Origin of the sequence: Paraburkholderia sp. 22099 (assembly GCF_052045835.1) — a bacterium.
GTDB classification, from domain to species: domain Bacteria; phylum Pseudomonadota; class Gammaproteobacteria; order Burkholderiales; family Burkholderiaceae; genus Paraburkholderia; species Paraburkholderia terricola.
The window spans coordinates 19,614-42,111 of the sequence record NZ_JBQEPU010000010.1; the positions used below are offsets into that span (position 1 = coordinate 19,614).

Consider the following 22,498-nt stretch of genomic DNA (forward strand, 5'->3'; position numbering starts at 1 on the left):
GGCGAAACCCGCCGCCGGCTTTTACCCGTTGACCGGCAATCTCAACGATCCGCCAGTGCGCCGCGATCATGCGCCGGGCCGGGTCGGTCTTTCATGGAACCGCAGATGACAACGCAATCAGAAAAAGCTCAGCTCTTCCGTTCGTATCACACAGCCGGCGAAGCCTTCATCATCCCGAACCCGTGGGACATCGGTAGCGCGCGGCTGCTCGCGCTGGCCGGCTTCAAGGCGCTCGCCACCAGCAGCGCGGGCTATGCGTTTTCGCGCGGCTTGCCGGATAACGCCATCGGCCGCGCGCAGATGATGGTGCACCTCGGCGAAATCGCCGGCGCCACCGATCTGCCGGTCAGCGCCGATCTGGAAAACGGTTTCGGCGACGCCCCCGAGGACTGCGCCGAAACCATCGCGCAAGCGGCGGCGGCAGGGGTGGTCGGCGGCTCGATCGAGGACGCGACCGGCCGAGCCGACGAACCGGTCTACCCGTTCGAGGCCGCCGTGGAGCGCGTGCGCGCCGCGGTGGTCGCGGCTCGCGCGCTGCCGTTTCCGTTCACGCTCACGGCCCGCTCGGAAAACTATCTGGTGGGCCGCCCCGACCTCGACGATACGATCCGGCGTTTGCAGGCTTACCAGCAAGCCGGCGCGGACGTGCTTTACGCGCCGGGTCTGAAGACGCGCGAAGAGATCGCCGCCGTGGTGGGCGCGCTCGAGCGGCCGGTGAATGTGTTGATGGGACTGCAAGGCGTGCTGCTCAGTTTCGACGAGTTGCGGGCGCTAGGCGTGCGCCGCGTGAGCGTCGGCGGCTCGCTCGCTCGTGCCGCGCTGGGCGCGTTTCTGCGCGCGGCGCACGAGATGCGCGATCACGGCACGTTCAGTTACACGAAAGACGCGGTGAGCGGCAACGAAATCAACCAGCTCTTCAGCACGGCCGCGCGGAAGTGGCAGAAGCCGGGCTGAGACGGCGTCAGAAAGAGAGGGTGAGGGATTCCATTCGCCCACTTACTTGGTCGTGTAACCGCCGTTGATCAGAATGGTTTGCCCGTTGATCCACCACCCGTCGCTGACCAGATGGCGGATGAAGGGCACCACATCCCCGATGTCGGTCAAACCAGTCGAGGAGAACGGCGAGAGTGCGGCGGCCGACTTGTGGTAAGCCACCGCGTCCGCACCTTCGGCGGGATAGAAGAACGGCGTGTCCATGGGCCCGGGGCCGACGGCCGTTACGGAGATACCGCGCGCGCCGAATTCCTTGGCCGCCGCGCGTGTGAAATGTTCGACCGGCGCCTTGGTGCCCGCATAGGCCGCGTAAAACGGGGTGAACGCGCCAAGCAGCGACGTGACGAGCGTGACGATCTTGCCATTATCGTTGACGTGCTTGCCTGCCTCTCTGAGAAAGAAGAACGCAGACTTGGAATTCACCGCCGTCATTTCATCGTATTCGGCCTCGGTGATATCGACGAACGGCTTTTTCAACACCTTGCCTACCGTGTTGATTGCAATATCGGGGCGGCCGACGGCGGCGACGACATCCGAAAACAGCTTCTCGACCGCGCCGGCCGAGGTCAGATCGGCCTGGAAAGCGACTGCCGTGGCACCCGCCGACTCGATCGCGGCAAGTGTCTCGTCCGCCGCGGCTTTCGAGCTCGCGCTGTTGTAGTGGATCGCCACTGCCCTGGCGCCCTGCGCGGCGAGATTCCGTGCAATCAGCCCACCGAGATTTTTCGCCCCGCCCGCAATGACGACGGTTTTGCCTTTGATGCTGTGGTCTGCCATGTTTCATCCCCCAGTGCCGAAGCCGCCCTATGCAGCCTCTCATCCTGCTCGATGATATATTCCAGGAAAATCATTTAAACCTACTGTTTCTGACATCACTGGTCAGAAAAGTCGAACAGTGGAAGGGCGTGCCTGCACATGACGATGAGTGAGACCGGCGGCGCGCGCGCGTGCCGGACCGATGGACTGCATCCCCTGCGGAAAGCTCGATACGACGGCGAGCCGCGCGCTCGCGAAGGTGGGAGCGAACGTGGATCGTATTGACCTGTTTCGCGTCTTCGCGCGCGTCGTCGAATGTGCGAACTTCACGCGCGCGGCGGACACGCTCGGCTTGCCCCGCTCGTCGGTTTCCGCGGCGATCCAGGAACTGGAAGGACGGATCGGCGCCCGCTTGCTGCATCGGACAACGCGCAAGGTGTCGCCGACACAGGACGGCGCGGCGCTCTATGAACGCTGTCTTCGCCTGATCGCCGATGTAGAGGAGACCGAGAACCTGTTTCGGCAGACATCGGTGGGGCCGGGCGGCGTCTTGCGCATCGACGTGCCAGGCCGTATAGGCCGGTTGATCATCGCACCCGCACTGCCGGGATTCCTCGTCTCCTATCCGAAAATCGACATCACGCTCAGCCTGACCGATCGCACGATCGACCTCATCGAAGAACGCGTCGACTGCGTGCTGCGCGTGGGCAAGCCGCACGAGTCCGGCATGATCGCGCGTCCGATGGGCGATCTGCCACTCATCAATGTTGCGAGCCCCCTCTATCTGTCCCAGCACGGTACGCCTTGCACCCCCGGCGACATGACAACCCAACAGGTCGTTCACTATGCGTCGCCAACGAGCGGGCGTATCGCGCCCTGGGAATGGCTCGATGGCGAGACTGTCAGAACGTTGACAACCCAGGGCCGCGTGACCGTCAACAGCGCGGAGGCGTATATCGCATGCTGCCTTGCAGGACTTGGCTTGATCCAGATTCCTGCCTATGACGTGCAACAGCATCTGCGTGCGGGCGAACTGATCGAGGTGATGCCCGAATACCGGGCTGCGCCAATGCCGATGAACCTGCTCTATCCGCATCGGCAACATCTGTCGCGCAGGGTTCAGGTGTTCGCCGACTGGCTCGATGCGCTCTTGAAAGCGCAACTCGTTTGCGATTCGGGTGCGGGCGAATGAAGCCGGTCGATCAGGGCGTCGGTCTTTCGTCGCACAGCGGCGACCGATGCGGTTCGAGATAACCGAACGGACGCGGGAAAGCGTGGAGACCGGGATAAAGGCGGCCGCACAGCCAGCTACCGGAGTCTCGCCCCCGGATAAATCTCCTGGTATTTCCGGAAGGCATAGGGCCCATATTGCAGCGGCGCGGAAGCATTATTGGAAGCGCCCCTAACCTGGCCGAGCGGTACGACGAGGGTCTCGTAGTCGGGCTGGAAGAAGAACGGCAGTGAGAGGCGCTCGCATGCGGTATTCACACGATGGCGCGTCGCCACATAACGGCCTCCGGTCCAATACTGGAGCATGTCGCCGATATTGCAAACATATGCGCCGGGCAGTGTCGGTGCGCTGGTCCAGCACCCATCGCGCGTCTGAATTTCGAGCCCTGGGCTGTCTGCAAGCAACATCGTCAGACAGCCGTAGTCGGTATGCGCACCGCAGCTATAGTCCCCAATCTCTGTTTGTGCGAGCTTTTCTGCTGACGCAGGAATCGAAGCTATTTGCGGCAGATCCTTGGGGGCCGGGTAATGCGCGGTGCGAAACTGCCAGAAGGGGCGGTCATTGAACGCGAGCCGGAAAAAATCTTCCTGCAAATCGAGGCTCAACGCGATGCCTCGCATCAGATCGAAACCGAGCCCGACCATATGGCCGATATAGCATGTCAACGCCTCGCGATAGCCGGGGAGCGCCGGCCAGAGGTTCGGTCCATGCATTGGCTTGCCGGACACGACATCGGGATGGTTTGGCGCGAATTCGACACTGAACTCCATCAGCTCATACGCATTGCGTTTGCCGTCCGCCAGTTCCGACAGCAGCGGGGCATAGCCGCGGAAGCACCGGCTATGCCGTTCAAGCGACAGTTTCATTTTTTCTTCGACCGATAGGGCAAAGAAAGTCTCCGCGTGCTCGAACACGGCATCGATCGCGGCCTCCGGCACGCCGTGATTGACGATACAGAAGAACCCGGTCTCACGGCACGCGCGTCCCAGTTGCGCGGCAATCCGCCGGCTGCCGGCTGGGTCCAGGCGCCGCAGCGCACCGATATCGATAACGGGGATGGCGGTGTCATTCATCGTGTCTTTCCTCGATGAAACCGGACTGGAACGGCCGGTGTACGGCTGAATAGGCATCGTTGCGTGAAACCATGACCGCTCGTCCGGTCTTCGAAGCGGTGACCGCTGTCGCGAGTCGGCGGGCGCCGGCTTGCCCGATCCTCGCCGCGCGCGGCACGCGAATCTCCGGCATGAACGTGATCGCCAGCATCAGCAACGCGGCCACGGCGGCGCACCAGCGCAGATCAACGGCGATCGGCGCGCGTTGCGCAAAGCGCGAGTCGAGCAGGGCGTCGCCGAGCGCGGCGGGCGTCCACAGCCGGCGATAGCCGAAGCCAATCTGGCCGGACAGTGTTTGCAGATACGCTTCGCGCACCTGCGACAACTCTTCCCGGCTCACGGCAGCGGGCGCGCCAGGCCGTGCGGGGGACACCGCCGTCGTTTGGACTACCTCGCTGGCGAGCCAGAAGCCCGCCGGGCGACCGTCGTTGCCGGTTCTGGGAATCGGTGCGGGCCGCTCGCCGCCGACACCGATCAGCCAGCCGCCCACGTCGCCCGTCGTGATGCCCGGCAGCGATGTTTCGGACGGCGGACGCGGCGGCGCCTCCTGACCGTCGGTTACGAACACCACCGCTGTGTGGTCGCCGATCTGCTTCGCCTGCCGTATCGCCGAATAAAGGCCGCCATTGGCGATGCGGCTCGCGTTCGCCCAGCGCATGCGGCCGTCGATGCCGTCGAGGGACGCGAGCAGCGCGTCGTAGTGTTCGCATACCTCGACCGGCGGCAACAGCAGCAGCGCGCGCGCATCCGTGAACACGCTCCAGCCGATGCGCGATCCGCACGGCATCCGCCGCAGCGCATCGCGCATCGCCGCGCGCGCATACGCAAGACGGCTCGTACGCACACCGTTTAGCGTCACATCTTCGACGTTCATGCTTTGCGTGATGTCGAACGTGACGACGTAGTCGAAGCGTTCGCGCATCAACGTAATCTTCGGCATCCACAACGCGGCGGCGAGCAGGGCAAGCGCGGCAACCAGTGCGTATTGCCGGTAGCCGAACACGCGCGGCACGGCCGGCTTTATCGCTTTCCCCATCGCGTCTTTCACGGCAGATCCCCCAACACGACGTCCGGCACGGTCAGCGCGCGCCGATACGCCGGGGGCTCATGGCCGTCGCCGAACGCTTCGGTGGTCTCCGGTTGCAGCCAGAGCGCGCGCTCGAGGTTGTAGCGCGCGTCCCAGTCCGCCGGATAGGCGCGCAGCAGTTCGCGATAACGGTTCTTGGCGAGTTCGATCAGCGGCGCGGAAGCGAGCGGGTTCGCGGTCCCCGCCGCGATCGCCTCACGCAGGTACATGTTGGCGAGATCGAACAACGCCGTGCGCCCGGTCTCGTCGAGATGCGCGCGATCGATCAGACCGTTGTAGAGCTTCGACGCCGCATCGTGTTCTCCCGTTTTCGACAACGCGACGGCCTGTGCGAGCCGCACTCGCGCGGTCCGGTCGATTCCCGCGCCGGTGACGCTGCGCGCAGCCGTCGCGGCGCGCAACACCGCCGCGTTGCCGCGCAGCGCATCCACGAGACGCCAGCCCTGATAGCCGGCCAACGCCGCGCAGCACAGCGCAAGCGCCGCAAAGCCCGCATGAACCGTGCGTCGCTTCATGACCAGCTCCTCAATACCGCGAAGCGCAACCCGACCAGCAAGGCACAGCCCGCGAGCGCGACCCCGAAGCACAGCGAGCCATGACTGCCAGCGGGCACGCGCTCCAGATACGACACGGGGAAGTGCTGCTGCGCGTCGATGTCGGCCATCGCAGCCGCCAACGCGCCGGAGTCATCCGTCTGATAGAGGCGGTACGGCGTTTTCAGCGACTGGAAGTACCGATGCAGTGCGGCCTCCTCGGACGACTCGTCGCCCGGCTTGATCGCATTCAGATCCGCGCTGTTCGCGCTGCTGCGAATGTAAATGAAATAAAGCGTGATGCGATTGCGCGTGAGACTCGCCGCGATGCGTTCGCGCATCGCGGCGTCGAGTCGCGCACCGCCGTCGGAGACCAGCACGATCACGCGATTGCCGTTGTAATCGCGCTGGTCGAACTGACCGACGGCCGCCAGCAGCCCACGGTCGAGCCGCGTATCCGGCATGCCCCGGCCGATGCCGGTACTCGCCACCGCACTCTCGATCGCCTGTTTGTCGCGAGTGAGCGGCATGACGAGCAATGGGCTCGTGCCGAACATCATGAACGCAACGCGGTCGTCGTTGCGTTTGTCGATGAACTTCGTCAGCACCTCACGCGCGGCGTGGTTCTTCGACATGCCTTCCGATAATGCACCTGTGGCCTTGACGCCGGCAGGCGGGATGATCGCGTCCATGCTCGAACTGCGGTCCATCAGCACGACGATTTCCGCGCCGCGCGCAATCCGCGCCACTTGCCGCTCCGGCCGCTGTGGATCGGCAAGTCCGATCACGATCAGCGCCATCGTCGCGACCGCAATCGCCTTCAGTGCGATGCCGGCGGCATGCCCGAGCCGGTCGCGCGGCAGCCAGTCGACGTGCGAAAACATCAGTGTGTCGCTGCGCCGGGGCCATAACGGCAGCAGCGCGAGCGGCAGCAACGCCAGCATCCACGGCGACGAAAATGCGAGCATGGCGGTCATCGGTGATGACGCCTTTCGGCAAGCCGAAGCTCCCGGGCCAGTTCGAGAAGCCGATACGGCTCGTGCGTCGGCGAAACTGCGAAGAACCGCTCGCCCGACTGTGCGTAGAAGCGTTCGAGCCGCTCGCGCAATGGGCTCAAATACGGTGCGCGGACGAACAGCGCGCCCAACGTTCCTGCGTGAAGCGCCTGTCCGGCGGCCTCGTTCAGTGCGCGATGCACGGACACCCACGCGTCGGGTTCGCGGTCGACCTGCACCGCGTCGAGGCGCTCCAGCGCGCGGCACGCGCGGGCGAACGGCAAGCGGCCCGCATCGCGGCGATTGCGCCACAGCCACCACCCAAGCCACGCACATGCAACGAAAGCCAACACCGCCAGCGACGCGATCAGGCGCTGGCGCAGCGGGGCGATCGGCAACGGTGAGGGTTGACGGTCGGGCTGCATGTCCTGCAGCGAACCCTGCGCGAACGCGCTGCGCGGCGTCAGCGGCGCGACGCTGACCGGCCACGCGGCGACCGCCAACGCCGGGCTCGAAGCGACGGGGGCTCGCAGCATCAAGGCAGGCAGAGTGATCGCGGTGAGGGTCTGCGGCGCGTTGATGACTTGATACTCAAGCACCAGCCAGCGCTCGCCGCCGGCATCCGTTTCGACCTTCGCCGCGCGCCGCTCGAGCCACGCGCCGGTGCGTTCGAGCGGCGGCAGTGTCGCCGGTTCAAACGGACGGTCGTTCGCGCGAAGCAGGACACGCTGCGAAATCACATCGCCGAGCAGATAACCGAAGCTGCGCGGCTGAGCTGTTGCCGCGATTACGTTTTGCTGGGCAAGGGCGCCGTATGAAAAGCACGCTGAGGCGAACATACAGAGAAGCGCGGCGACGCGCGTCGTCAGCGACACGCGGTCGCCCACCTGTGGCCGCAAGAAGGAAACTCGCCGCGTCATGCCGTCAACTCCAGAAAGTAACGCGACAGCGCCTGCGGATCGAACGGACCGGTCAGGTAAAAAGGCCGCACGCCATGCGCGGTGCACAGCGCATCGATCCGCGCGCGTCGCTGTGCGACCGCATTACGCCACTGTGCACGTAGCGCCGGGCGCATCCATAACGTGCGCCGCCCGTTCGATTCGGCGTCGCGCATCATGATTAGCGCGTTCTCTTGCGGTGCTTCGAGTTCGAACGGATCCCACACGACGATCGGTACCAGCAGGGCCGGCATCAATAGATCGAACGATGCGCGCAGCGTGTCGAGTGGCCAGTGGAAATCCGATACGACAAACACGAGTCCCTGGTGTCCGCTGAGCCTTTCGGCCGCGCGACGCAAACCGGTCGCGCCGTCGCCCTCGCGGCGCAGTGCCGGCCGGCCGCCTTCGGACAGCATCGCACGCATCGCGGCGCCGGCGCCGCGATGATGGCGCGCGGGCAACATCAGGTCGTCGCGCAAACCGGTATCGAACGCAAGCAGGCCGACCGCATCGCCGACCCGAAACGCGCTGCGTCCCAGTGAATCGACAAAGTCGCCGACGACCTCGAGCTTCGCCCGGCGCGAACCGAACGACATCGATGCCGATACGTCGACGACCGCATGCACGGTGACGGCCGTGCGTTGCCGCTGCATCCGAACCAGCCAGTCGCGGCCAACGTGCCGCAGACTCGCGCGCAGATCGAGACGCCGCGGATCGGGATGGTCGAAAAGCCGCGCGTGCGTGGCAAAAGCCTGGCCGCCGCCCACGCTCGAACCGTGATGCGAGCCGGGGCGATATCCGCCTGTCCGGGATGGCATCCGGTAATGGAATTCGTGGATCGCACTCATCGCGTCGCTCGCGCCGTGTCGATCGGCATCATGGCGCGGCGACGCGGCGCATGATCGCCTGCACCAACGCGTCGGCCAGTTCCGCACGGCGCAGTTCGTAGATCGGTGTAAAAAACACGCGATGGCCGAGCGCGGCCGGCAGCACCGCATGGATGTCCTCGGGAATCAGATAGGCGCGTTCGGCCAGCCACGCGACCACGCGCGCCGCGCGCAGCAGCGCGCTCATTCCGCGCGGACTGGCGCCTGCGAGTATCAGCCGGTCGATATCGACGTCGCCGAGCCGGATGTCGTATTGCGCGGGTTTTTCGGTGGCCTCCCAGAGTTGCAGCACGTATCGCTCGATCGTCTCGCTTGCGCGCACATGACGCTGGATCGACGCGGCCACCGCATTCAGCTCACGCCACGACAGCATGCCGGCGGGCAACTGTTCAAGCACCGTGTCGACGTCGTGAAACAGCGGGTCGAAAACGAGCCGGCTGCGAATGGCGGGGTCCGCGGGCGTCGGCATGTTCAGTTCGAACATGAAGCGGTCGCGCGCGGCGGACGCCAGTTCGAAGGTTTCCTCCTTTTCGACCTTGTTGCGATCGGCGAATACCGTCATGTGCGGAAAGTGATGTTCGCGATTGAATGCGGATACCGACCGCTCGGCCATCGCGCGCAGCAGCAGCGATTGCACCTGCGGCCGCGCGCGGTTGATCTCGTTGAAGAAGAACGTCGTGAGCCGCTCGCCATGACGCAGCAACGGGCCGGGGTCGATGCGCGGCGCGCCTTCGGCGTCCACGTAGGTGTGGTAGACGAGATCGCCAGGCATCAGGTCGATCGTTCCCTCGACGCGTTCGAACTCGCCGCCGATCGCCCGCGCAAAAGCACGCAGCAGCGTGGTCTTGCCGACGCCCACGTCGCCTTCGAGCAGCACATGTCCGCGCGCGAACAACGCGACGGTGATCAGGCGTATCACCTGCTGCTGCCCGATGACCGCCTGCGCGACGGCCGCTTCCAGTTGCAGCGCGTCGCTGCGCCAGTCCTGCAACGCTTCTTCAGAGAGCATCCGGTTTCTCCGTTCTGGACGTCGGTTGAGTGGTTGCTGCACGCTGGCTGTGTATCTGATACCTGCTGTTTATCGCTACCTCTCGGCGCGGGCATCAGGCGGCGAGATGCCGCGCAATTCTCGGCGACGTGAAGACGGCGCCGAAGGCGAAGCGCATGACCGGGCCGAAGCTGGTCGCCGACACCGGCCCGACGAAATACAGACCGCGCACGGACGATTCGAAATGCGCGGAGAGACGAGGCGTCGATCCAATTAATGCGAGCCGGTCGACGATCCGTGGCGCGAGAAACTGCAGGCGGCGCGCATCGCTGCGGTAGCCGGTCGCCGCGATCAGGTGGTCGCCGCTTACGACGCGGCGCTTGCCATCCTGGCCTCGCAATTCCAACTCCACCTGGTTTCAGTCAGCGCGAGCCGCTTCGATTTCAAAGCCAAGCAGTTGGGAGACGGCCTCCGCCCGTTCGCGCATGAACCATCCGACCGAGGGGCCGAGAAATTCCCGCACGGTCCGCAGCCGGCGCTCGTCAGGGAAATAGCGGTATAGCCACGGCCATATGTCGGTGCAAGTACGCTGCTTCCAGCCCGGACCGACGCCGGACATCGGCATCGAAACGCGCTTGAGCAAGGGACGGTTTAGCGGCTCGTCGTAGTTGAATCTGACGGCTGAACGCCGCGCGATCAGCTGGACCGTCGCACCGGCATCCTCTAGCAATACCGCGAGATCGAATGCTGACGCGCCCGCGCCAAGTACGAGCACGCGCTGTCCGCGAAACCGCTCCAGTTCGCGATGCTCGCCGCTGTGTGACAGGCGCTCGGACGGCAGATGCGCGAGCACATCGGGAATATGACGGAAATGGTCGATGCCTACGGCCAGCACGACCTTGCGCGCGCTGAATGAGCCGCCGTTCGCCAGTTGCAGCGCAAAACCCTCCGCGCACGCGTCGATCGTTTCGACCGGCACATCTTCCAGACCGGGCGCGAAACGTTGCTGGAACGCCAGCCCATATGCCGAGAACGTATCTAATTGCACTGGTAGTCCGACTTCGTGATATGGAATGCCCTGTTGTTCGCAGTAGTGGCGCAGCGTGAAGGTTCGGCCCGGATCGCAGATCGTCGACGAAAAACCAGCGGACTTGAGCATCATCCCCTTGGGCATGTGTCTGCGCCAGATCTGCATTGGCGTGCCGAATATCCGCAACGACTTGCCGCTGCCGCGCAGGTGAGCGGCGATCGACAGCCCGAACGGGCCGGCTCCTACGATGGCGATATCAACATTGGCTTGCATGCGTCACTCCATCGTGGTAGATGCGGCGGGACAATCGCCTGTCACACGGACATCGCGATCCGGATTGCGGACGTGCTCGAAGCAATATCCGGATGCGAACACGAAGTCCTGTCCGGAGCCAGTCGCGACAAGAAACCGCTCGACTGTTTCCGAGGTCAGGCCCGTCGCGCCGCTGCGAATCGCTGTGGCCGACACGCCGTCGGTGCGCACGACTGCGCACGGAAAGACCCAGCCGCAATCGTCGAACAGGTTCCTGACCCACATGCCGCCCGTATCGCTGCCATGCAAGCCATGCAACGGCTGACCCCGATGCCGTCTGCGGACCTCGCGCAACACGCCGACGAAACCTTCCTTGTCGTAGATGTCCGGCAGATCCAGCACTTCGACGCGTTGCGCGAGGCCGGCATCGCCGCATGCCGCCCTGAGCAGTTCCCTGCGGACTTCGTAATCGTAAAAGCGATTGCCCGTCGGAAAGTAGTTCTTGCCAGGATCCGCAGACGAGGTTTTCGAATAGATGCGCATGCCGGCCTCGCGCGACATCGCTATCTCTCCGCGTTCGAGCGCCTGCCGATGCAGTTTCGGCACGGTCGTGCAATGCACATAGATCGTGTCCAAACGACGCCCGTCCAGTGCGTCGCGGATCATCCGCAGATGCGAGTTGTGCACGGGATTAAACGAGCCGAAAAACACGCCGACGCCTGCGCGTGGAAACCAGAACGAACGAAGATCGGCGAGCGCGCCGACGAGCAGGTCCGCTAAATAGACGGCCGCACCGGTCACCGCGAGATATCGCACGGCCGGTTCGACGACGACGCTGGCGACGAGCCATGCCGCCACGGCAAGCGCAAGAACGAGGTTGCTCGTCCGCTCGCCGCGTCCGTGGTACGCAAACCGGAATGCAAGAGATTGCAGAGCCGCCGAAGCGGCGGTCGCGATGACGAAGGTCATGGCGTCGAGTAAGCGCTGCCCCGTCGCTGTGCCAACCAGGGTCGCCACGACCAGTACGACAGGCGCGTGCAGCGCCAGCCTCGCGAGCCGGCCAGGCGTGACGCGCGCGAAACGTAACCCGATAGCGTCCTCGGTGCGAATCATTTTGACTGCAACAGCCGGCAGTAGTGACGCGCTAGCGGCAAGGCCGAAGCTTGCCGCTAGCGCGGCCTCGGCGGACGCGGCCGCGCGCGACCAGACGATCGCGATGGGCCAGGCTGCGGCAAGCCAGGGATAGACCCGCGAGCTGACGCGCAGCCGCGCTCTACCAAGCATAGCGGCCACCGTTTTCATGGACGCCCTCCGGGAGAAGAGTGCCCGCGAACCATTCCAATGTGCAGGATCCGGTCTTCGATGTACGGTTCGCCCTGCGGCGCGAAACCGAACGACTGATAAAACTCCCTCAGATAGAATTGCGACGATATCTTGACAGGGGTATTGCCGCGAACTTCATCAAGATGTGCGAGCGCGAGCGTGACAAGTTCGCGGCCGATACCGGCATGACGATGCTCCGGATGTACCACGACTCTGCCGAAGCTAAAAAAGCCCGGCTCGAACAGATCCTTCGGCAACACGCGCGCGTACGCAACGAGCCGGCCATCGACGAAGCCGGTTAAATGACGGCAATGCGGGTCGCGTCCGTCCGCGTCGAGATAAGGCACATTCTGTTCGACGACAAAGATGCTTTCCCGCAGGCTGATCGCCGCGTAGAGGTGCGCGACTGGCAGTTGCTCGAAGCTGGACCAGCGCCACGCGACTGCGTCGGCGCGCGCGTTGACGGAGTGCGAAGCCGATGCCGCCACTGCTTCCACTCTCGACGCCAGATTGCGGATGTGGCCGGTGGCTCCGTCATCGTCACGAGCGCGCTGCATGATCGCTCTCCGTGCCATACAGCATGTCAGCTGTCGAGCCGTATTCCATGACGGCGGTGCATTGAAACGCAAGGTTGACGACGGCTCGCCGCTCGCCGGCGCGCACGAGCGGTGCGACGCGATGCAGATTCATGTCGGCGCGCAGCAGATAGGCGTCGCCGGCCTGATGGCGATGGCGGTCAACGAGACCGTTTTCCTCCGCCCACGCGACAAGGTCGCCGATCGCTTCGTCCTGCCTGCGATGCTTGCGACGGCACAGGTCGGTCCAGTTCGGCACGACCTCGAGCTCGCCGCCGCCATTTTCACTAGGCAGTTCGGCAAATATCACGAGCGCATAGGGCGGGTCGTCCAGATGCCAGCCGTGCGTATCACCGCGTTGATGGAGAAAATTCGCGACCATGAATTCTTCGGGATGCGTGCACGAATAGACCGTGCGGCCGACGATATTTTCCACGCAGTTGCGCAATGCGTAATGGTGATAAAGGCTATAGAGAAACGGTGAATGAGCCTTGATAATCGATCCGCCGAGCGCCGAGAGACTTCGCGGCGTCGCATAGCCTGGCATTTCAAAACTCTTGCGTATCGCGAGTTGAGCAAGTTCATCAAGCTCGTTCTTTATCAGCTTCAACCCAGCAGGCGAGATAAATTCGAATAACCGAATATACCCAAATCGCATAAATTGCTCGCGCATTTGCTGGAGTATGTTCCAGTCGTATTGCTGCGGCATAACGATACTGTACAAGTCGGCAGCCCAGTTGTCCGCTGTGCGCTGCTGTACGCCATGGTCACGTGCTCCGTCAATTTCGGGTGCGTCCATGGACTCGCTCCATGTCATTAGTGAATATGCAAATTTCCTGTCGCGACATCGGACAAGACCCAGCTGGTGCCTGAAGGGCGCTTTTCGGGGCCAAGCATAAGCAACTTACGAGCCAAAAGCGGAACGCTTTAAGAAAGGGTGTGAAACCGGGTGCCAAATGTTTCCGGATCGGCACGAGAACCTGACAAGGATCGCATCGATAACCGTACTCCCAATCACTGAAACACAAAGTGTCACGAATACACCGCACAGTGTGCGAAAAGGCCCGTGACAAACTGGATCTCTATAATGGAACGCTTAATATTGCTTTGCAGCGCAATTGGCGATTTCGGCGTTGCGTCGAACTTCTTTTGTGCATATACGATCCACTTGGTAGTCGCCCACTTGATAGTCGCGTGGAATCGATAAACGCTAACCGCATTTCGTTGTCGCTAGTCGGCCAAAATGGCCGTTCGCCACGGTTGCTGCCCACATTCAAAATGCCGCGCGCCGCGAACTAATTTTGTCCTTTCCGGGAGCCGCTATCATCGACGTTCGTCCTGAAGGAGATCAACCGATGAGCCGACCCGATTTCATCAAACACTGGACCGAACTCGAAGAACCGGATCCACACTCCTATCGCGGCGATACCGAGCCAATGGCGCTGGACGCGCCGCTTTCCGCCGCACTCGGCATTACGCGTATCGGCATTCATCATGTCAGGCTTCTGCCCGGACGGCGGACCTCCTATCCGCACGCCGAAAGCACCGAGCAGGAGTTCGTGTACGTGCTCGAAGGCAAGCCCGATGTGTGGATCGACGGCGTGCTTCACCGCATTGCCGAAGGCGATTCCGTCGCGTTTCCGGCAGGCACTGGAATCTGCCACACCTTCATCAACAATACGAAGGACGAAGTCAGGCTGATGGTGATCGGCGAACGTCCGCGCGACGACAACCGTATTCGCTACCCGCTCAATGAGGCGCACGAACTGACTCGCGCGGACCGCTGGATGGACTGGCCCACCAGACCCCTCGGGGACCATGATGGGATGCCGGACTGAGGCTTACGCGGACGATTATTTGGGCCGATATCGAGGCGTCTGATACCGGTGTTGCAGTGAGTGACGCATCGCTGGCCGCGCTCGATCACTACGCCGAAGGCTGGGTGGCGCGCCTCACCGAGCGCCCCGACCCGCCGACCGCGCCGGAAGAGGCGCTACGCAACGCCTTGCTGCATTACGCGCGGCTCGCGTGCGCGCTGACCGGCAAGCGCAGTTGCTTCATTACCAATACCACGCTGGAGATGCAACCCGGCGACGAGGCATTGCGTGCCCGCGTTCGGCACCGCGGCGATCAGCGGCGCGTTCTTCGGCGCGATCGACGGCCGCGCGACGGCGGATGCCTACGCGCATGCGTTCCAGCTCAGCCTCGCGATCAATGCGTTGCTCATGCTGGCGTGGCATCGGTTCAAGCGTGCTGCTGGTGCTCATCCGCAATTTGTACTGCGCCGCGCCGCACGCCCGGCTTAAAAATACCGAATGCGTAATCGTTTTCAACGGTGCAGTGCGGGATAATCACGCGTCTTAAACAAAGTGCATTTATCCACGGCGCATTTACCGGTGATCGGGGCGTTCACAGGTAATTGCGCTTTGCGCCGCGAACGGGAATAAACCCGTGGCGCGGATCGATCATGCTTTTGATATGACGAAACACGCATCGCATTTTTTACTCGCGGCGTCATACGGCCGCAGTAAATCCTGCGACCGTGCGGTGCCGCACAGAGCGCGCCCAGTGGCGCATTGAAGGGTTTTCCCCGTTTCATCCGACGAGCCTTCGCATGCGATACTCCTTGTACTGCCGATGAAAACGATGTGATTAAAAAGCACTTGCGGTGATTAAATTCGATTGTTAATCTTGGCAAACTTTTTAGAGTTTCCATCAGCAACCTTTAATGTCGAAAAGCCCAGCGCAATGACTTAATACCGCTCGACGGTTTCCCAGGGGATTGAAATATGCCAACCGCCACCATTGACGCACTCCAGATTCCAGCAGCCGCACGCTTTAACGTGGGCGACGTTGTCACGCTGAAGGAAGGCGGCCCGCGCATGACGGTCACCTATGCGGGTGCGGTGGCGCTCAATCCCGGCGAATGGCTGATGTGCGAGTGGTTCGACGAAGAGGGCGAACTGCGCCGCGAGATGTTCTCGCCCGCGAGCGTACGCACTGAGCCGCGCTCGATCCCCGCCGCCTCGGTCATGTGGAACCGGGTAGGCCGGGCCGCCTGATCGGCCGGATATTTTCCGGCTTTCGCCTGGCGCGCGATCGGCCGATCGGCGCGCCCGATTACTTCCTTCTGATCTACTTCTCCGAGCGCTCTCGCGCCGTCGCGCGTCGTTGCACGCGCATTAGAAGCGCCGATGAAAACGCGCGCATCCGCACGATCTTTCGCGTCTCCACGATCTGTCCGGCGAGATTCTTCGGCGGGTTGGGTTGCAACGACCAGTAGAGCGCGAGCAGCCAGCCGAAACCCGTCCAGCCGAGGCACGCATTGAAGAGCGCGAGCGTGAGCACGTCATGACGCTTGCGCCGGTCGGCCAGAATCGCCGGCAGAAAATACAGCGCGAGAACGAGCGCCGCCGCGATGGCCTGAACCAATAGATTGCCGTCCATGAAACCGGCTCCCAATAGGCGAGCTATGCGTTGATTGTCGCGCGATTGCGCGACTCACGCAGCTTCATGCGAACCCCAGGGCGCGGCTCGCCATGCGGCAGGCGCGGGCATTCAGTCAGCGGGACTGCAGCCTGCCTGGCATCGGGACTATCATGGGCGTTTCATCGAAACGAACCGCAACGGACCGCCACCATGATCTCCGACGATACGACCCAGCAGACCCAGCGCATCAACCCCGACACGCTACGCGAATTCGTCGACCGCAAATGGAACGACGAGATCGTGCCCGCGCTGACGGACTACATCGCGGTGCCGGCCAAGAGCCCGGCGTTCGACCCAAAGTGGGTCGAGCACGGCTATCTGGAGCGCGTGGTCACCGACGCGGCGCAATGGGCCGAACAGCAGCCGGTGAAGGGCCTGAAGCTCGAAGTGATCCGCCTGCCGGGCCGCACGCCGGTGATTTTCTTCGAGACCGCCGCGACGCGTTCGGGCAGCGAGGAAACCATCGTGCTGTACGGCCACCTCGACAAGCAGCCTGAATTCGACGGCTGGCGCAACGACCTCGGCCCGTGGACCCCCAAGCTCGAAAACGACAAGCTGTACGGCCGCGGCGGCGCCGACGACGGCTACGCGATCTACGCGAGCCTCACCGCGCTCGCCGCGCTGGACGCGCAAGGCGTCGAGCGGCCGCGCTGCGTCGGCCTGATCGAAACCTGCGAGGAGTCCGGCAGCTACGATCTGCTGCCCTACGTCGACGTGCTGCGCGAACGGCTCGGCAAGGTCGGGCTCGTCGTGTGTCTCGATTCGGGCGCGGGTAACTACGATCAACTGTGGCTCACCACCTCGCTGCGCGGCCTCGTCGCCGGCGACCTCGAGGTTCAGGTGCTCGACGAAGGCATTCACTCGGGCGGTTACGGCGGCATCGCGCCGTCGAGCTTCCGCGTCATGCGGCAACTGTTCGACCGGCTGGAGGATGCCGCCAACGGCACGCTGCTGCCGAAGGGTTTTCACTGCCCGATCCCGGCAGACCGTCTGCGTGAAGCGGAAGCCACCGCGCGGATTCTCGGCGACGACGTCTGGAAAAAACTGCCGTGGGCCTGCGGCCAGGACGGCCGCCAGGTGCTGCCCACCACCACCGATCCGCAAGAAGCCTTGCTCAATTCGACGTGGCGTCCGTCGCTCTCCGTGACCGGTGCGGCCGGCTTGCCCGCGCTCGCGGACGCCGGCAACGTGCTGCGTCCGCGCACGGCGTTCAAGCTGTCGCTGCGGCTGCCGCCGCTGATCGAAGCGGACAAGGCCGTCGCGGAGTTGAAGGCGCTGCTCGAAATCGATCCGCCGTACAACGCCCGGGTGACGTTCAAACCGGACGCGGGCGCGGCGAGCGGCTGGAGCGCACCCGATCTCGCGCCGTGGCTCGCCACGGCGTTGAATGACGCATCGCGCGAACACTACGGCGCGGACGTCGCCTTTATGGGTCAGGGCGGCACGATTCCGTTGATGAACGTGCTGAAGGCGGGCTTCCCGAAATCGCAGTTCATGGTGTGCGGCGTGCTCGGGCCGAAGTCGAACGCGCATGGACCCAACGAGTTTTTGCACGTGCCGTACGGCAAGAAGCTCACGGCCGCGGTGGCCGAGGTGATCGCCGCCGCGCCTTGAGCGCTCATGCGGATTCTTGCCGATCCGCGCTTTGATCCTTGTTTCGATCCTGCCACTCACACCATCGATCTGAATGAACGAAAACCAGAATGCCCGACTTGCCACGCCCCGGATTCCGGCCGATCAATTGCACGCCTACGTGAAGGCGATCTGGGCGCGGGCGGGCAGTGCGCCGCGCGAGGCGGAACTGGTCGCGGATCATCTGGTGGCGGCGAACCTGACCGGCCACGACTCGCATGGCGTGGGCATGATCCCGCGTTACGTGGCGTCGCTCGCCGACGCGCAACTGCAACTGAACCGGCATGCCGAGGTGGTGAAGGACGTGGGCGCCGTGCTGACGGTTGAAGGCGGCAAGGGCTTCGGCCAGGTGGTGGCGTTCGAGGCCATGGAGCAGGGCATCGCGCGTGCACGGCGCCTCGGCATCTGCGCGGTCGGCTTGCGCGGCGCGCACCACATCGGGCGCATCGGCCACTGGGCCGAGCAATGCGCGCGCGCCGGGCTGGTGTCGTTCCACTTCGTCAACGTGGCGGGCGATCCGCTCGTCGCGCCGTTCGGCGGCGCGGATCGCCGCATCGGCACCAATCCGTTTTGCGCGGCGTATCCGCGGCCCGGCAAGCCGCCGCTCGTGCTCGACTTCGCGACCAGCACGGTGGCGTACGGCAAGACGCGGGTCGCCTATAACCAGGGCAAAGCGGTGCCGCCCGGCGCGCTGATCGATCACGAAGGCCGGCCGACACTCGAACCCAAGGTCATGCACGAGGCGCCGTTCGGTTCGCTCACGCCATTCGGCGGCCACAAGGGATTCGGGCTCGCGGCGATGTGCGAGATTTTCGGCGGCGCGCTCTCGGGCGGCTTCACCACGCACACGGAAACGCTCGGCACGACCAACGCGATCATCAACTGCATGCTGTCGGTGATCGTCGATCCCGCCGCGTTCGACGCACCCGATGCGCAAGCCGAGGCCGATGCATTCATCGACTGGGTGAAGGCTTCGCCGCTCGCGACCGGCGTCGATCGTCTCTACGAGCCGGGCGAACCGGAGCGCATCATGCGCGCTCAACGCGAGGCCGAAGGCATTCCGGTGGACCCCGCGACGTGGGCGCAGATTCGCGCGGCGGCGCTGACCGTCGGCATGAGCGAGCAGGACGCCGAGGGCTGGTCCGCGCGCTTGCGGTAACGCCGTCTCGGGCACGCGCGGGCGCGGCGGAGCGCCCGCGTCCGCTTATCGGGGTCGAATAGTCCGTCTGTTGGACCACAAATAAAAGTTAAACCCCACAAGCTTTATTTTCGATTGCATTACCTAAACCGCGCGTATTTCGTTTTCTTTCGAATCGGCAACAAATTCCGCTTACGCGCGTTCACTAATCCGATTGCGGTCATGCGCCTATTGACCGTCTAATTTCGCTCATCTTCGGTGCGCAAGCGTTTGCGTCCCGTATCGCTTGCCCAGCTTGCCGCCAGCGCTGAGAGCCCCGCCCGACGCGGCTTGCGGCACTGCTTGCAATCATCTGTTGGTTACCCCGCTCCCAATCGATTCCGGTCTGATTTAGGCTCGCATGGCAATGCCGTTGTTTTAACTTTAAAGGACCGTTCAAAATGAATCTGCATAACCACCACGCCTGCCGCCCGTTCCTCGAAGCCGGCAATCTGTCGCAAATCTCCGCTTATTACGAAGAAGGCCGTAACGTGATGTGGATGATGTTGCGGGCGCAGCCGCGCCCCTGTTTCAACCTCGATCTGGTGCACGATATTCTGGGACTCGCGCAGGCGGCACGAGACTCGGGCTTGCCGATCGACTTCTGGGTCACCGGCTCGCTGATTCCCACCATGTTCAACGTCGGCGGCGACCTCGATTTCTTCGCCGACACGATCCGCTCCGGCAAGCGCCAGGCGCTGCTTTCGTACGCGCGGGCTTGCGTGGATTGCGTCCACGCGGCGGCGCGCGGCTTCGACACCGGCGCGATTTCGATCGCGATGGTGGAGGGCACCGCGCTCGGCGGCGGATTCGAGGCGGCGCTCGCCCATCATTTCCTGCTCGCGCAGAACGACGCGCGCATGGGCTTTCCCGAAATCGCCTTCAACCTGTTCCCCGGCATGGGCGGCTATTCGCTGGTGGCGCGCAAGGCCGGCATGCGGCTCGCGGAGGAGCTGATCGGCGTGGGCGAATCGCATACGGCGGAATGGCACTTCGGCAAGGGGCTGGTCGATCAGCTATTCGAGCCGGGCGACGCTTATATGGCGACGCGCACGTTCATCGATACGCTCAAGCCGAAGATGAACGGCATCCGCGCGATGCTGCGCGCACGTCAGCGCGTGCTGCAACTGTCGCGCGCGGAACTGATGGAAATTACCGAGGACTGGGTGGACGCCGCGTTCACGATCGAAGAGAAGGATCTCGCCTTCATGGAGCGGCTGGTGATGCTGCAAAACCGCCGCAGCGCGAATCTGCGGCAGACGGCCAGCACCGCCAGTTTCGCGTGAGCGGCGTTCGCTCGTAGCGACAGCGAGCCGCGCAAGGGGGCGCGGCGCGGAAGCTCAGGCGATCAGCCTGAGCTTCTGCCTGTCCTGCAACCAGCGCTCGAATTCGGCGGCGGGCATGGCTTGCCCGTACAGGAAGCCCTGCACGTAATCCACGCCCAGGCCCTTCATGAACGTTTCCTCGGATTCCGTCTCGATGCCTTCGGCGACCACCTTGAAATCCAGTTCCTGCGCGACGGCCACCATCGAACGCACGAGCGCTTGCGCCTTGGTGTCGGCGTTGATCGAGCGCACGAAGCTGCGGTCGAGCTTGATTACGTCGAGCGGAATGCGGCCCAGTTGCGACAGCGAGGAATAACCGGTGCCGAAGTCGTCCAGATGAACCTGGGCGCCGATTTGCCGGAACTGCGTGATCAGATCGATGGCCGCCGCTTCGTCCTCGATCAGGCAACTCTCGGTGAGTTCCAGGTCGATCAGGCAGGGGTCGAGGTTCGCGTGCTGCAGCGCCTCGCTGAAATGCCGCACCACCGCCGTATCGACCAGTTGCCGCGCCGACACGTTGATCGCGATGCGCAGGTTGTAGCCGGCGGCTTTCCATTTGGCCGCCTGTTTCGCGGCCGTTTCCATGACCCAGCGGCCCAGCACGCCGATCAAACCGGATTCTTCCGCGTAACGGATGAATTCGGCCGGCATGATCTGCCCGCGCTCCGGCGAATTCCAGCGCACCAGCGCCTCGGCGCCCTGCACCGCGCCGGTGGTGAGCGACAGCTTGGGCTGGTAGTGCAGCGACAGTTGACCTTCCTCGATGCCGCGCCGCAGATTGGTGTCGAGCCACATGTACTCCGCCACCTTGCGGTTCATGACCGGCGAAAACACGCGGTAGGTGCGCTTGCCTTCGTCCTTGGCGACGTACATGGCGGTGTCCGCCGCGCGAATCAACGATTCGAGGCTCTCGCCGTGTTCCGGATAGCGCGCGATGCCGATCGAGCAGCCTGTGTAGACCTCGACGAGTCCGAGACTGAACGCGGTGCGCAGGCGTTCGAGAATGCGCTGCGCGGTGACTTCGAGCAGGTTCGCGGTGCCCTTGGCGGCGAGCACGATGAACTCGTCGCCGCCCAGGCGCGCGAGCGCGTCGCCCTCGTTCAGACAGGTCTTGATGGCCGCCGACACGTCGCGGATCAACTGGTCGCCGAACACGTGGCCGTAGTGATCGTTGACGCGCTTGAAGTTGTCGAGATCGAGAAACAGCACGCCGACCGCCTCGCCGGGGGCCGCTTGCTCGATGGCGGCGCGGATCTTGTCCTGGATCGCATTGCGGTTGGCGAGGCCGGTGAGTGAATCCGTATTCGCCAGTTCGATGAGCCGTTCCTGGGCGAGCCGTTCGTCGGTGATGTCGGTGCCCGAGCAGATCAGGAATTGTTCGTCCACGCCGCTGCCGCTGTGAACGAACTTGTTGCGAAACAGAAAGAGCCGCTCGCCGCGCACCGTCTTGACGCGCCGCTCCACTTCGTAGGACACGCCGCGATTGAAAAAGCCGGCGATGTTCTGGCTCGACGCCGCGCCGTCTTCGGTGGACATGAAAAGCGCCCACACGTTGCGGCCGACGATGTTCTCTTCCTTCACGCCGGTGAGTTCCTCGGCGAGCCGGTTAAAGCGCTGAATGCGCCCATGCCGGTCGACGATCACCACGACGGAATTGACTTCGGAAACGACCTGTTCGGCGAACGAAAGACCGTGCACCAGATCGCGCGCGACCGATTCGGTGTCGTCGTAAGCCGACGCCGTGCCCGCCCAGGTGTTGCCATTGAGCTTCTTGCCGACGAGATGCAGACGCAGCGGCTCGCCGAACAGACGCACGTCGAGCACGAGGTGGGAAGTGACGCCGGTGAGGCAGCGGACTTGCGAAGCCTGCTGGGGATTCAGCGGAATGGCGACATGGGCGGGCACGTCCCCGGTGACCGGCGCGAGTTCCAGTGCGTTGCTGTCGCTCGACAGACGCCAGCAAGGACTGCTCGTACCGAACTGGGCGAATAGCACCTGGTCGTGTTGGTCGTCGTTCATGAGAATCCCCGGGCGGTGTATGCCGGCGGCCGTTGATCAAGGCCGGTTGGCGGCAAACAGTCTCTTCATCATACTTAATTGAGACTGGTCTCATTGTAGCGAAGCGGCAGCATTCAGGCTTATAAAGATTTGACGATTGCGCGGCCGCGCGCTTTG

Annotated in this window: 23 protein-coding genes and 1 pseudogene; 9 read left to right on the forward strand and 15 right to left on the reverse strand. The window is 63.6% G+C overall.

Going from position 1 to position 22,498, the window contains the following annotated elements:
- Positions 1-105 precede the first annotated feature (105 nt).
- The gene (locus ACTJLC_RS11800; protein WP_310135246.1) at positions 106-954 is read left to right on the forward strand and encodes an isocitrate lyase/PEP mutase family protein; all 849 of its coding nucleotides are present in this window, start codon (positions 106-108) and stop codon (positions 952-954) included.
- 42 nt (positions 955-996) lie between these two features.
- On the opposite strand, the gene ACTJLC_RS11805 is transcribed toward ACTJLC_RS11800, so the two are convergent.
- Positions 997-1,770 (reverse strand): SDR family oxidoreductase, encoded by a 774-nt coding sequence (locus tag ACTJLC_RS11805; RefSeq protein ID WP_073429991.1) that lies wholly within the window; start codon positions 1,768-1,770, stop codon positions 997-999.
- Positions 1,771-2,020: 250 nt separating this feature from the next.
- Between ACTJLC_RS11805 and ACTJLC_RS11810 the strand changes: the two genes are divergently transcribed.
- A complete protein-coding gene (locus ACTJLC_RS11810) occupies positions 2,021-2,941 on the forward strand; it encodes a LysR family transcriptional regulator (protein WP_073430022.1) in 921 nt (306 codons plus the stop codon).
- Between the two features lie 116 nt (positions 2,942-3,057).
- On the opposite strand, the gene ACTJLC_RS11815 is transcribed toward ACTJLC_RS11810, so the two are convergent.
- The 12 genes from ACTJLC_RS11815 to ACTJLC_RS11870 form a co-directional block, all read right to left on the reverse strand.
- Complete coding sequence (locus tag ACTJLC_RS11815; protein WP_161553737.1) at positions 3,058-4,053, reverse strand: isopenicillin N synthase family dioxygenase; 996 nt, start codon at positions 4,051-4,053, stop codon at positions 3,058-3,060.
- On the reverse strand, positions 4,046-5,128 hold the full coding sequence (locus tag ACTJLC_RS11820) for an MxaL protein (protein WP_227470941.1): 1,083 nt from the start codon (positions 5,126-5,128) through the stop codon (positions 4,046-4,048). Before ACTJLC_RS11820 ends, ACTJLC_RS11815 begins: the two co-directional genes overlap by 8 nt.
- Positions 5,129-5,136: 8 nt before the next feature.
- Complete coding sequence (locus tag ACTJLC_RS11825; RefSeq protein ID WP_073429989.1) at positions 5,137-5,694, reverse strand: hypothetical protein; 558 nt, start codon at positions 5,692-5,694, stop codon at positions 5,137-5,139.
- A complete protein-coding gene (locus tag ACTJLC_RS11830; protein WP_440844059.1) occupies positions 5,691-6,689 on the reverse strand; it encodes a vWA domain-containing protein in 999 nt (332 codons plus the stop codon). Before ACTJLC_RS11830 ends, ACTJLC_RS11825 begins: the two co-directional genes overlap by 4 nt.
- On the reverse strand, positions 6,686-7,627 hold the full coding sequence (locus ACTJLC_RS11835; RefSeq protein WP_143031982.1) for a calcium incorporation protein MxaA: 942 nt from the start codon (positions 7,625-7,627) through the stop codon (positions 6,686-6,688). Before ACTJLC_RS11835 ends, ACTJLC_RS11830 begins: the two co-directional genes overlap by 4 nt.
- A complete protein-coding gene (locus ACTJLC_RS11840; RefSeq protein WP_310135243.1) occupies positions 7,624-8,493 on the reverse strand; it encodes a DUF58 domain-containing protein in 870 nt (289 codons plus the stop codon). Before ACTJLC_RS11840 ends, ACTJLC_RS11835 begins: the two co-directional genes overlap by 4 nt.
- 28 nt (positions 8,494-8,521) lie before the next feature.
- Positions 8,522-9,541, reverse strand: coding sequence for an AAA family ATPase (locus ACTJLC_RS11845; RefSeq protein WP_073429986.1), 1,020 nt, complete (start codon positions 9,539-9,541; stop codon positions 8,522-8,524).
- 94 nt (positions 9,542-9,635) lie between these two features.
- A complete protein-coding gene (locus ACTJLC_RS11850) occupies positions 9,636-9,920 on the reverse strand; it encodes a hypothetical protein (protein ID WP_440844062.1) in 285 nt (94 codons plus the stop codon).
- Positions 9,921-9,938: 18 nt separating this feature from the next.
- Complete coding sequence (locus tag ACTJLC_RS11855; protein ID WP_440844064.1) at positions 9,939-10,823, reverse strand: NAD(P)-binding domain-containing protein; 885 nt, start codon at positions 10,821-10,823, stop codon at positions 9,939-9,941.
- Positions 10,824-10,826: 3 nt separating this feature from the next.
- The gene (locus tag ACTJLC_RS11860; protein WP_073429984.1) at positions 10,827-12,104 is read right to left on the reverse strand and encodes a hypothetical protein; all 1,278 of its coding nucleotides are present in this window, start codon (positions 12,102-12,104) and stop codon (positions 10,827-10,829) included.
- Positions 12,101-12,622 (reverse strand): GNAT family N-acetyltransferase, encoded by a 522-nt coding sequence (locus ACTJLC_RS11865; RefSeq protein ID WP_159442575.1) that lies wholly within the window; start codon positions 12,620-12,622, stop codon positions 12,101-12,103. Before ACTJLC_RS11865 ends, ACTJLC_RS11860 begins: the two co-directional genes overlap by 4 nt.
- A gap of 43 nt (positions 12,623-12,665) precedes the next feature.
- On the reverse strand, positions 12,666-13,499 hold the full coding sequence (locus tag ACTJLC_RS11870; protein WP_310135240.1) for a HalD/BesD family halogenase: 834 nt from the start codon (positions 13,497-13,499) through the stop codon (positions 12,666-12,668).
- Between the two features lie 556 nt (positions 13,500-14,055).
- On the opposite strand from ACTJLC_RS11870, the gene ACTJLC_RS11875 reads away from it, so the two are divergent.
- The 4 genes and pseudogenes from ACTJLC_RS11875 (at position 14,056) to ACTJLC_RS11890 (ending at position 15,762) form a co-directional block, all read left to right on the forward strand.
- The gene (locus ACTJLC_RS11875) at positions 14,056-14,538 is read left to right on the forward strand and encodes a cupin domain-containing protein (protein WP_073429983.1); all 483 of its coding nucleotides are present in this window, start codon (positions 14,056-14,058) and stop codon (positions 14,536-14,538) included.
- A gap of 71 nt (positions 14,539-14,609) precedes the next feature.
- Positions 14,610-14,816, forward strand: a pseudogene (locus tag ACTJLC_RS11880) (TetR/AcrR family transcriptional regulator); the annotation flags it as partial.
- Complete coding sequence (locus tag ACTJLC_RS11885; protein WP_073429982.1) at positions 14,806-15,006, forward strand: hypothetical protein; 201 nt, start codon at positions 14,806-14,808, stop codon at positions 15,004-15,006. The pseudogene ACTJLC_RS11880 and the gene ACTJLC_RS11885, both read left to right, overlap by 11 nt.
- Positions 15,007-15,489: 483 nt before the next feature.
- The gene (locus ACTJLC_RS11890; protein ID WP_440844067.1) at positions 15,490-15,762 is read left to right on the forward strand and encodes a YodC family protein; all 273 of its coding nucleotides are present in this window, start codon (positions 15,490-15,492) and stop codon (positions 15,760-15,762) included.
- A gap of 73 nt (positions 15,763-15,835) precedes the next feature.
- Here ACTJLC_RS11890 and ACTJLC_RS11895 read toward each other — a convergent pair whose 3' ends face one another.
- Positions 15,836-16,147, reverse strand: a complete 312-nt coding sequence (locus tag ACTJLC_RS11895) for a superinfection immunity protein (RefSeq protein WP_073429980.1) — start codon at positions 16,145-16,147, stop codon at positions 15,836-15,838.
- Positions 16,148-16,339: 192 nt separating this feature from the next.
- On the opposite strand from ACTJLC_RS11895, the gene ACTJLC_RS11900 reads away from it, so the two are divergent.
- The 3 genes from ACTJLC_RS11900 to ACTJLC_RS11910 all read left to right on the forward strand — a co-directional run bounded on the left by ACTJLC_RS11900 (position 16,340) and on the right by ACTJLC_RS11910 (position 20,284).
- Entirely contained in the window at positions 16,340-17,803 is a 1,464-nt protein-coding gene (locus tag ACTJLC_RS11900; protein WP_310135239.1) for a M20 family metallopeptidase, read from the forward strand.
- Positions 17,804-17,876: 73 nt separating this feature from the next.
- Complete coding sequence (locus ACTJLC_RS11905; RefSeq protein ID WP_310135238.1) at positions 17,877-18,980, forward strand: malate/lactate/ureidoglycolate dehydrogenase; 1,104 nt, start codon at positions 17,877-17,879, stop codon at positions 18,978-18,980.
- A 419-nt stretch (positions 18,981-19,399) separates the two neighbouring features.
- Entirely contained in the window at positions 19,400-20,284 is an 885-nt protein-coding gene (locus ACTJLC_RS11910) for a crotonase/enoyl-CoA hydratase family protein (protein WP_073429977.1), read from the forward strand.
- Positions 20,285-20,338: 54 nt separating this feature from the next.
- Here ACTJLC_RS11910 and pdeR read toward each other — a convergent pair whose 3' ends face one another.
- Positions 20,339-22,342: a cyclic di-GMP phosphodiesterase gene (pdeR, locus tag ACTJLC_RS11915; RefSeq protein WP_073429976.1), complete on the reverse strand. Its 2,004-nt coding sequence runs from the start codon at positions 22,340-22,342 to the stop codon at positions 20,339-20,341.
- Positions 22,343-22,498: the final 156 nt, after the last annotated feature.

Excerpts from the sequence above, each read along its gene's own strand:
- ACTJLC_RS11875 (WP_073429983.1), top strand. The coding sequence starts at position 14,056 with ATGAGCCGACCCGATTTCATCAAACACTGGACCGAACTCGAAGAACCG.
- ACTJLC_RS11890 (WP_440844067.1), top strand. The coding sequence starts at position 15,490 with ATGCCAACCGCCACCATTGACGCACTCCAGATTCCAGCAGCCGCACGC.
- pdeR (WP_073429976.1), bottom strand. The coding sequence starts at position 22,342 with ATGAACGACGACCAACACGACCAGGTGCTATTCGCCCAGTTCGGTACG.
- ACTJLC_RS11840 (WP_310135243.1), bottom strand. The coding sequence starts at position 8,493 with ATGAGTGCGATCCACGAATTCCATTACCGGATGCCATCCCGGACAGGC.
- ACTJLC_RS11815 (WP_161553737.1), bottom strand. The coding sequence starts at position 4,053 with ATGAATGACACCGCCATCCCCGTTATCGATATCGGTGCGCTGCGGCGC.
- ACTJLC_RS11860 (WP_073429984.1), bottom strand. The coding sequence starts at position 12,104 with ATGAAAACGGTGGCCGCTATGCTTGGTAGAGCGCGGCTGCGCGTCAGC.
- ACTJLC_RS11845 (WP_073429986.1), bottom strand. The coding sequence starts at position 9,541 with ATGCTCTCTGAAGAAGCGTTGCAGGACTGGCGCAGCGACGCGCTGCAA.
- ACTJLC_RS11905 (WP_310135238.1), top strand. The coding sequence starts at position 17,877 with ATGAACGAAAACCAGAATGCCCGACTTGCCACGCCCCGGATTCCGGCC.
- ACTJLC_RS11900 (WP_310135239.1), top strand. The coding sequence starts at position 16,340 with ATGATCTCCGACGATACGACCCAGCAGACCCAGCGCATCAACCCCGAC.
- ACTJLC_RS11910 (WP_073429977.1), top strand. The coding sequence starts at position 19,400 with ATGAATCTGCATAACCACCACGCCTGCCGCCCGTTCCTCGAAGCCGGC.
- ACTJLC_RS11895 (WP_073429980.1), bottom strand. The coding sequence starts at position 16,147 with ATGGACGGCAATCTATTGGTTCAGGCCATCGCGGCGGCGCTCGTTCTC.
- ACTJLC_RS11830 (WP_440844059.1), bottom strand. The coding sequence starts at position 6,689 with ATGACCGCCATGCTCGCATTTTCGTCGCCGTGGATGCTGGCGTTGCTG.
- ACTJLC_RS11800 (WP_310135246.1), top strand. The coding sequence starts at position 106 with ATGACAACGCAATCAGAAAAAGCTCAGCTCTTCCGTTCGTATCACACA.
- ACTJLC_RS11870 (WP_310135240.1), bottom strand. The coding sequence starts at position 13,499 with ATGGACGCACCCGAAATTGACGGAGCACGTGACCATGGCGTACAGCAG.
- ACTJLC_RS11825 (WP_073429989.1), bottom strand. The coding sequence starts at position 5,694 with ATGAAGCGACGCACGGTTCATGCGGGCTTTGCGGCGCTTGCGCTGTGC.
- ACTJLC_RS11835 (WP_143031982.1), bottom strand. The coding sequence starts at position 7,627 with ATGACGCGGCGAGTTTCCTTCTTGCGGCCACAGGTGGGCGACCGCGTG.
- ACTJLC_RS11820 (WP_227470941.1), bottom strand. The coding sequence starts at position 5,128 with ATGGGGAAAGCGATAAAGCCGGCCGTGCCGCGCGTGTTCGGCTACCGG.
- ACTJLC_RS11855 (WP_440844064.1), bottom strand. The coding sequence starts at position 10,823 with ATGCAAGCCAATGTTGATATCGCCATCGTAGGAGCCGGCCCGTTCGGG.
- ACTJLC_RS11805 (WP_073429991.1), bottom strand. The coding sequence starts at position 1,770 with ATGGCAGACCACAGCATCAAAGGCAAAACCGTCGTCATTGCGGGCGGG.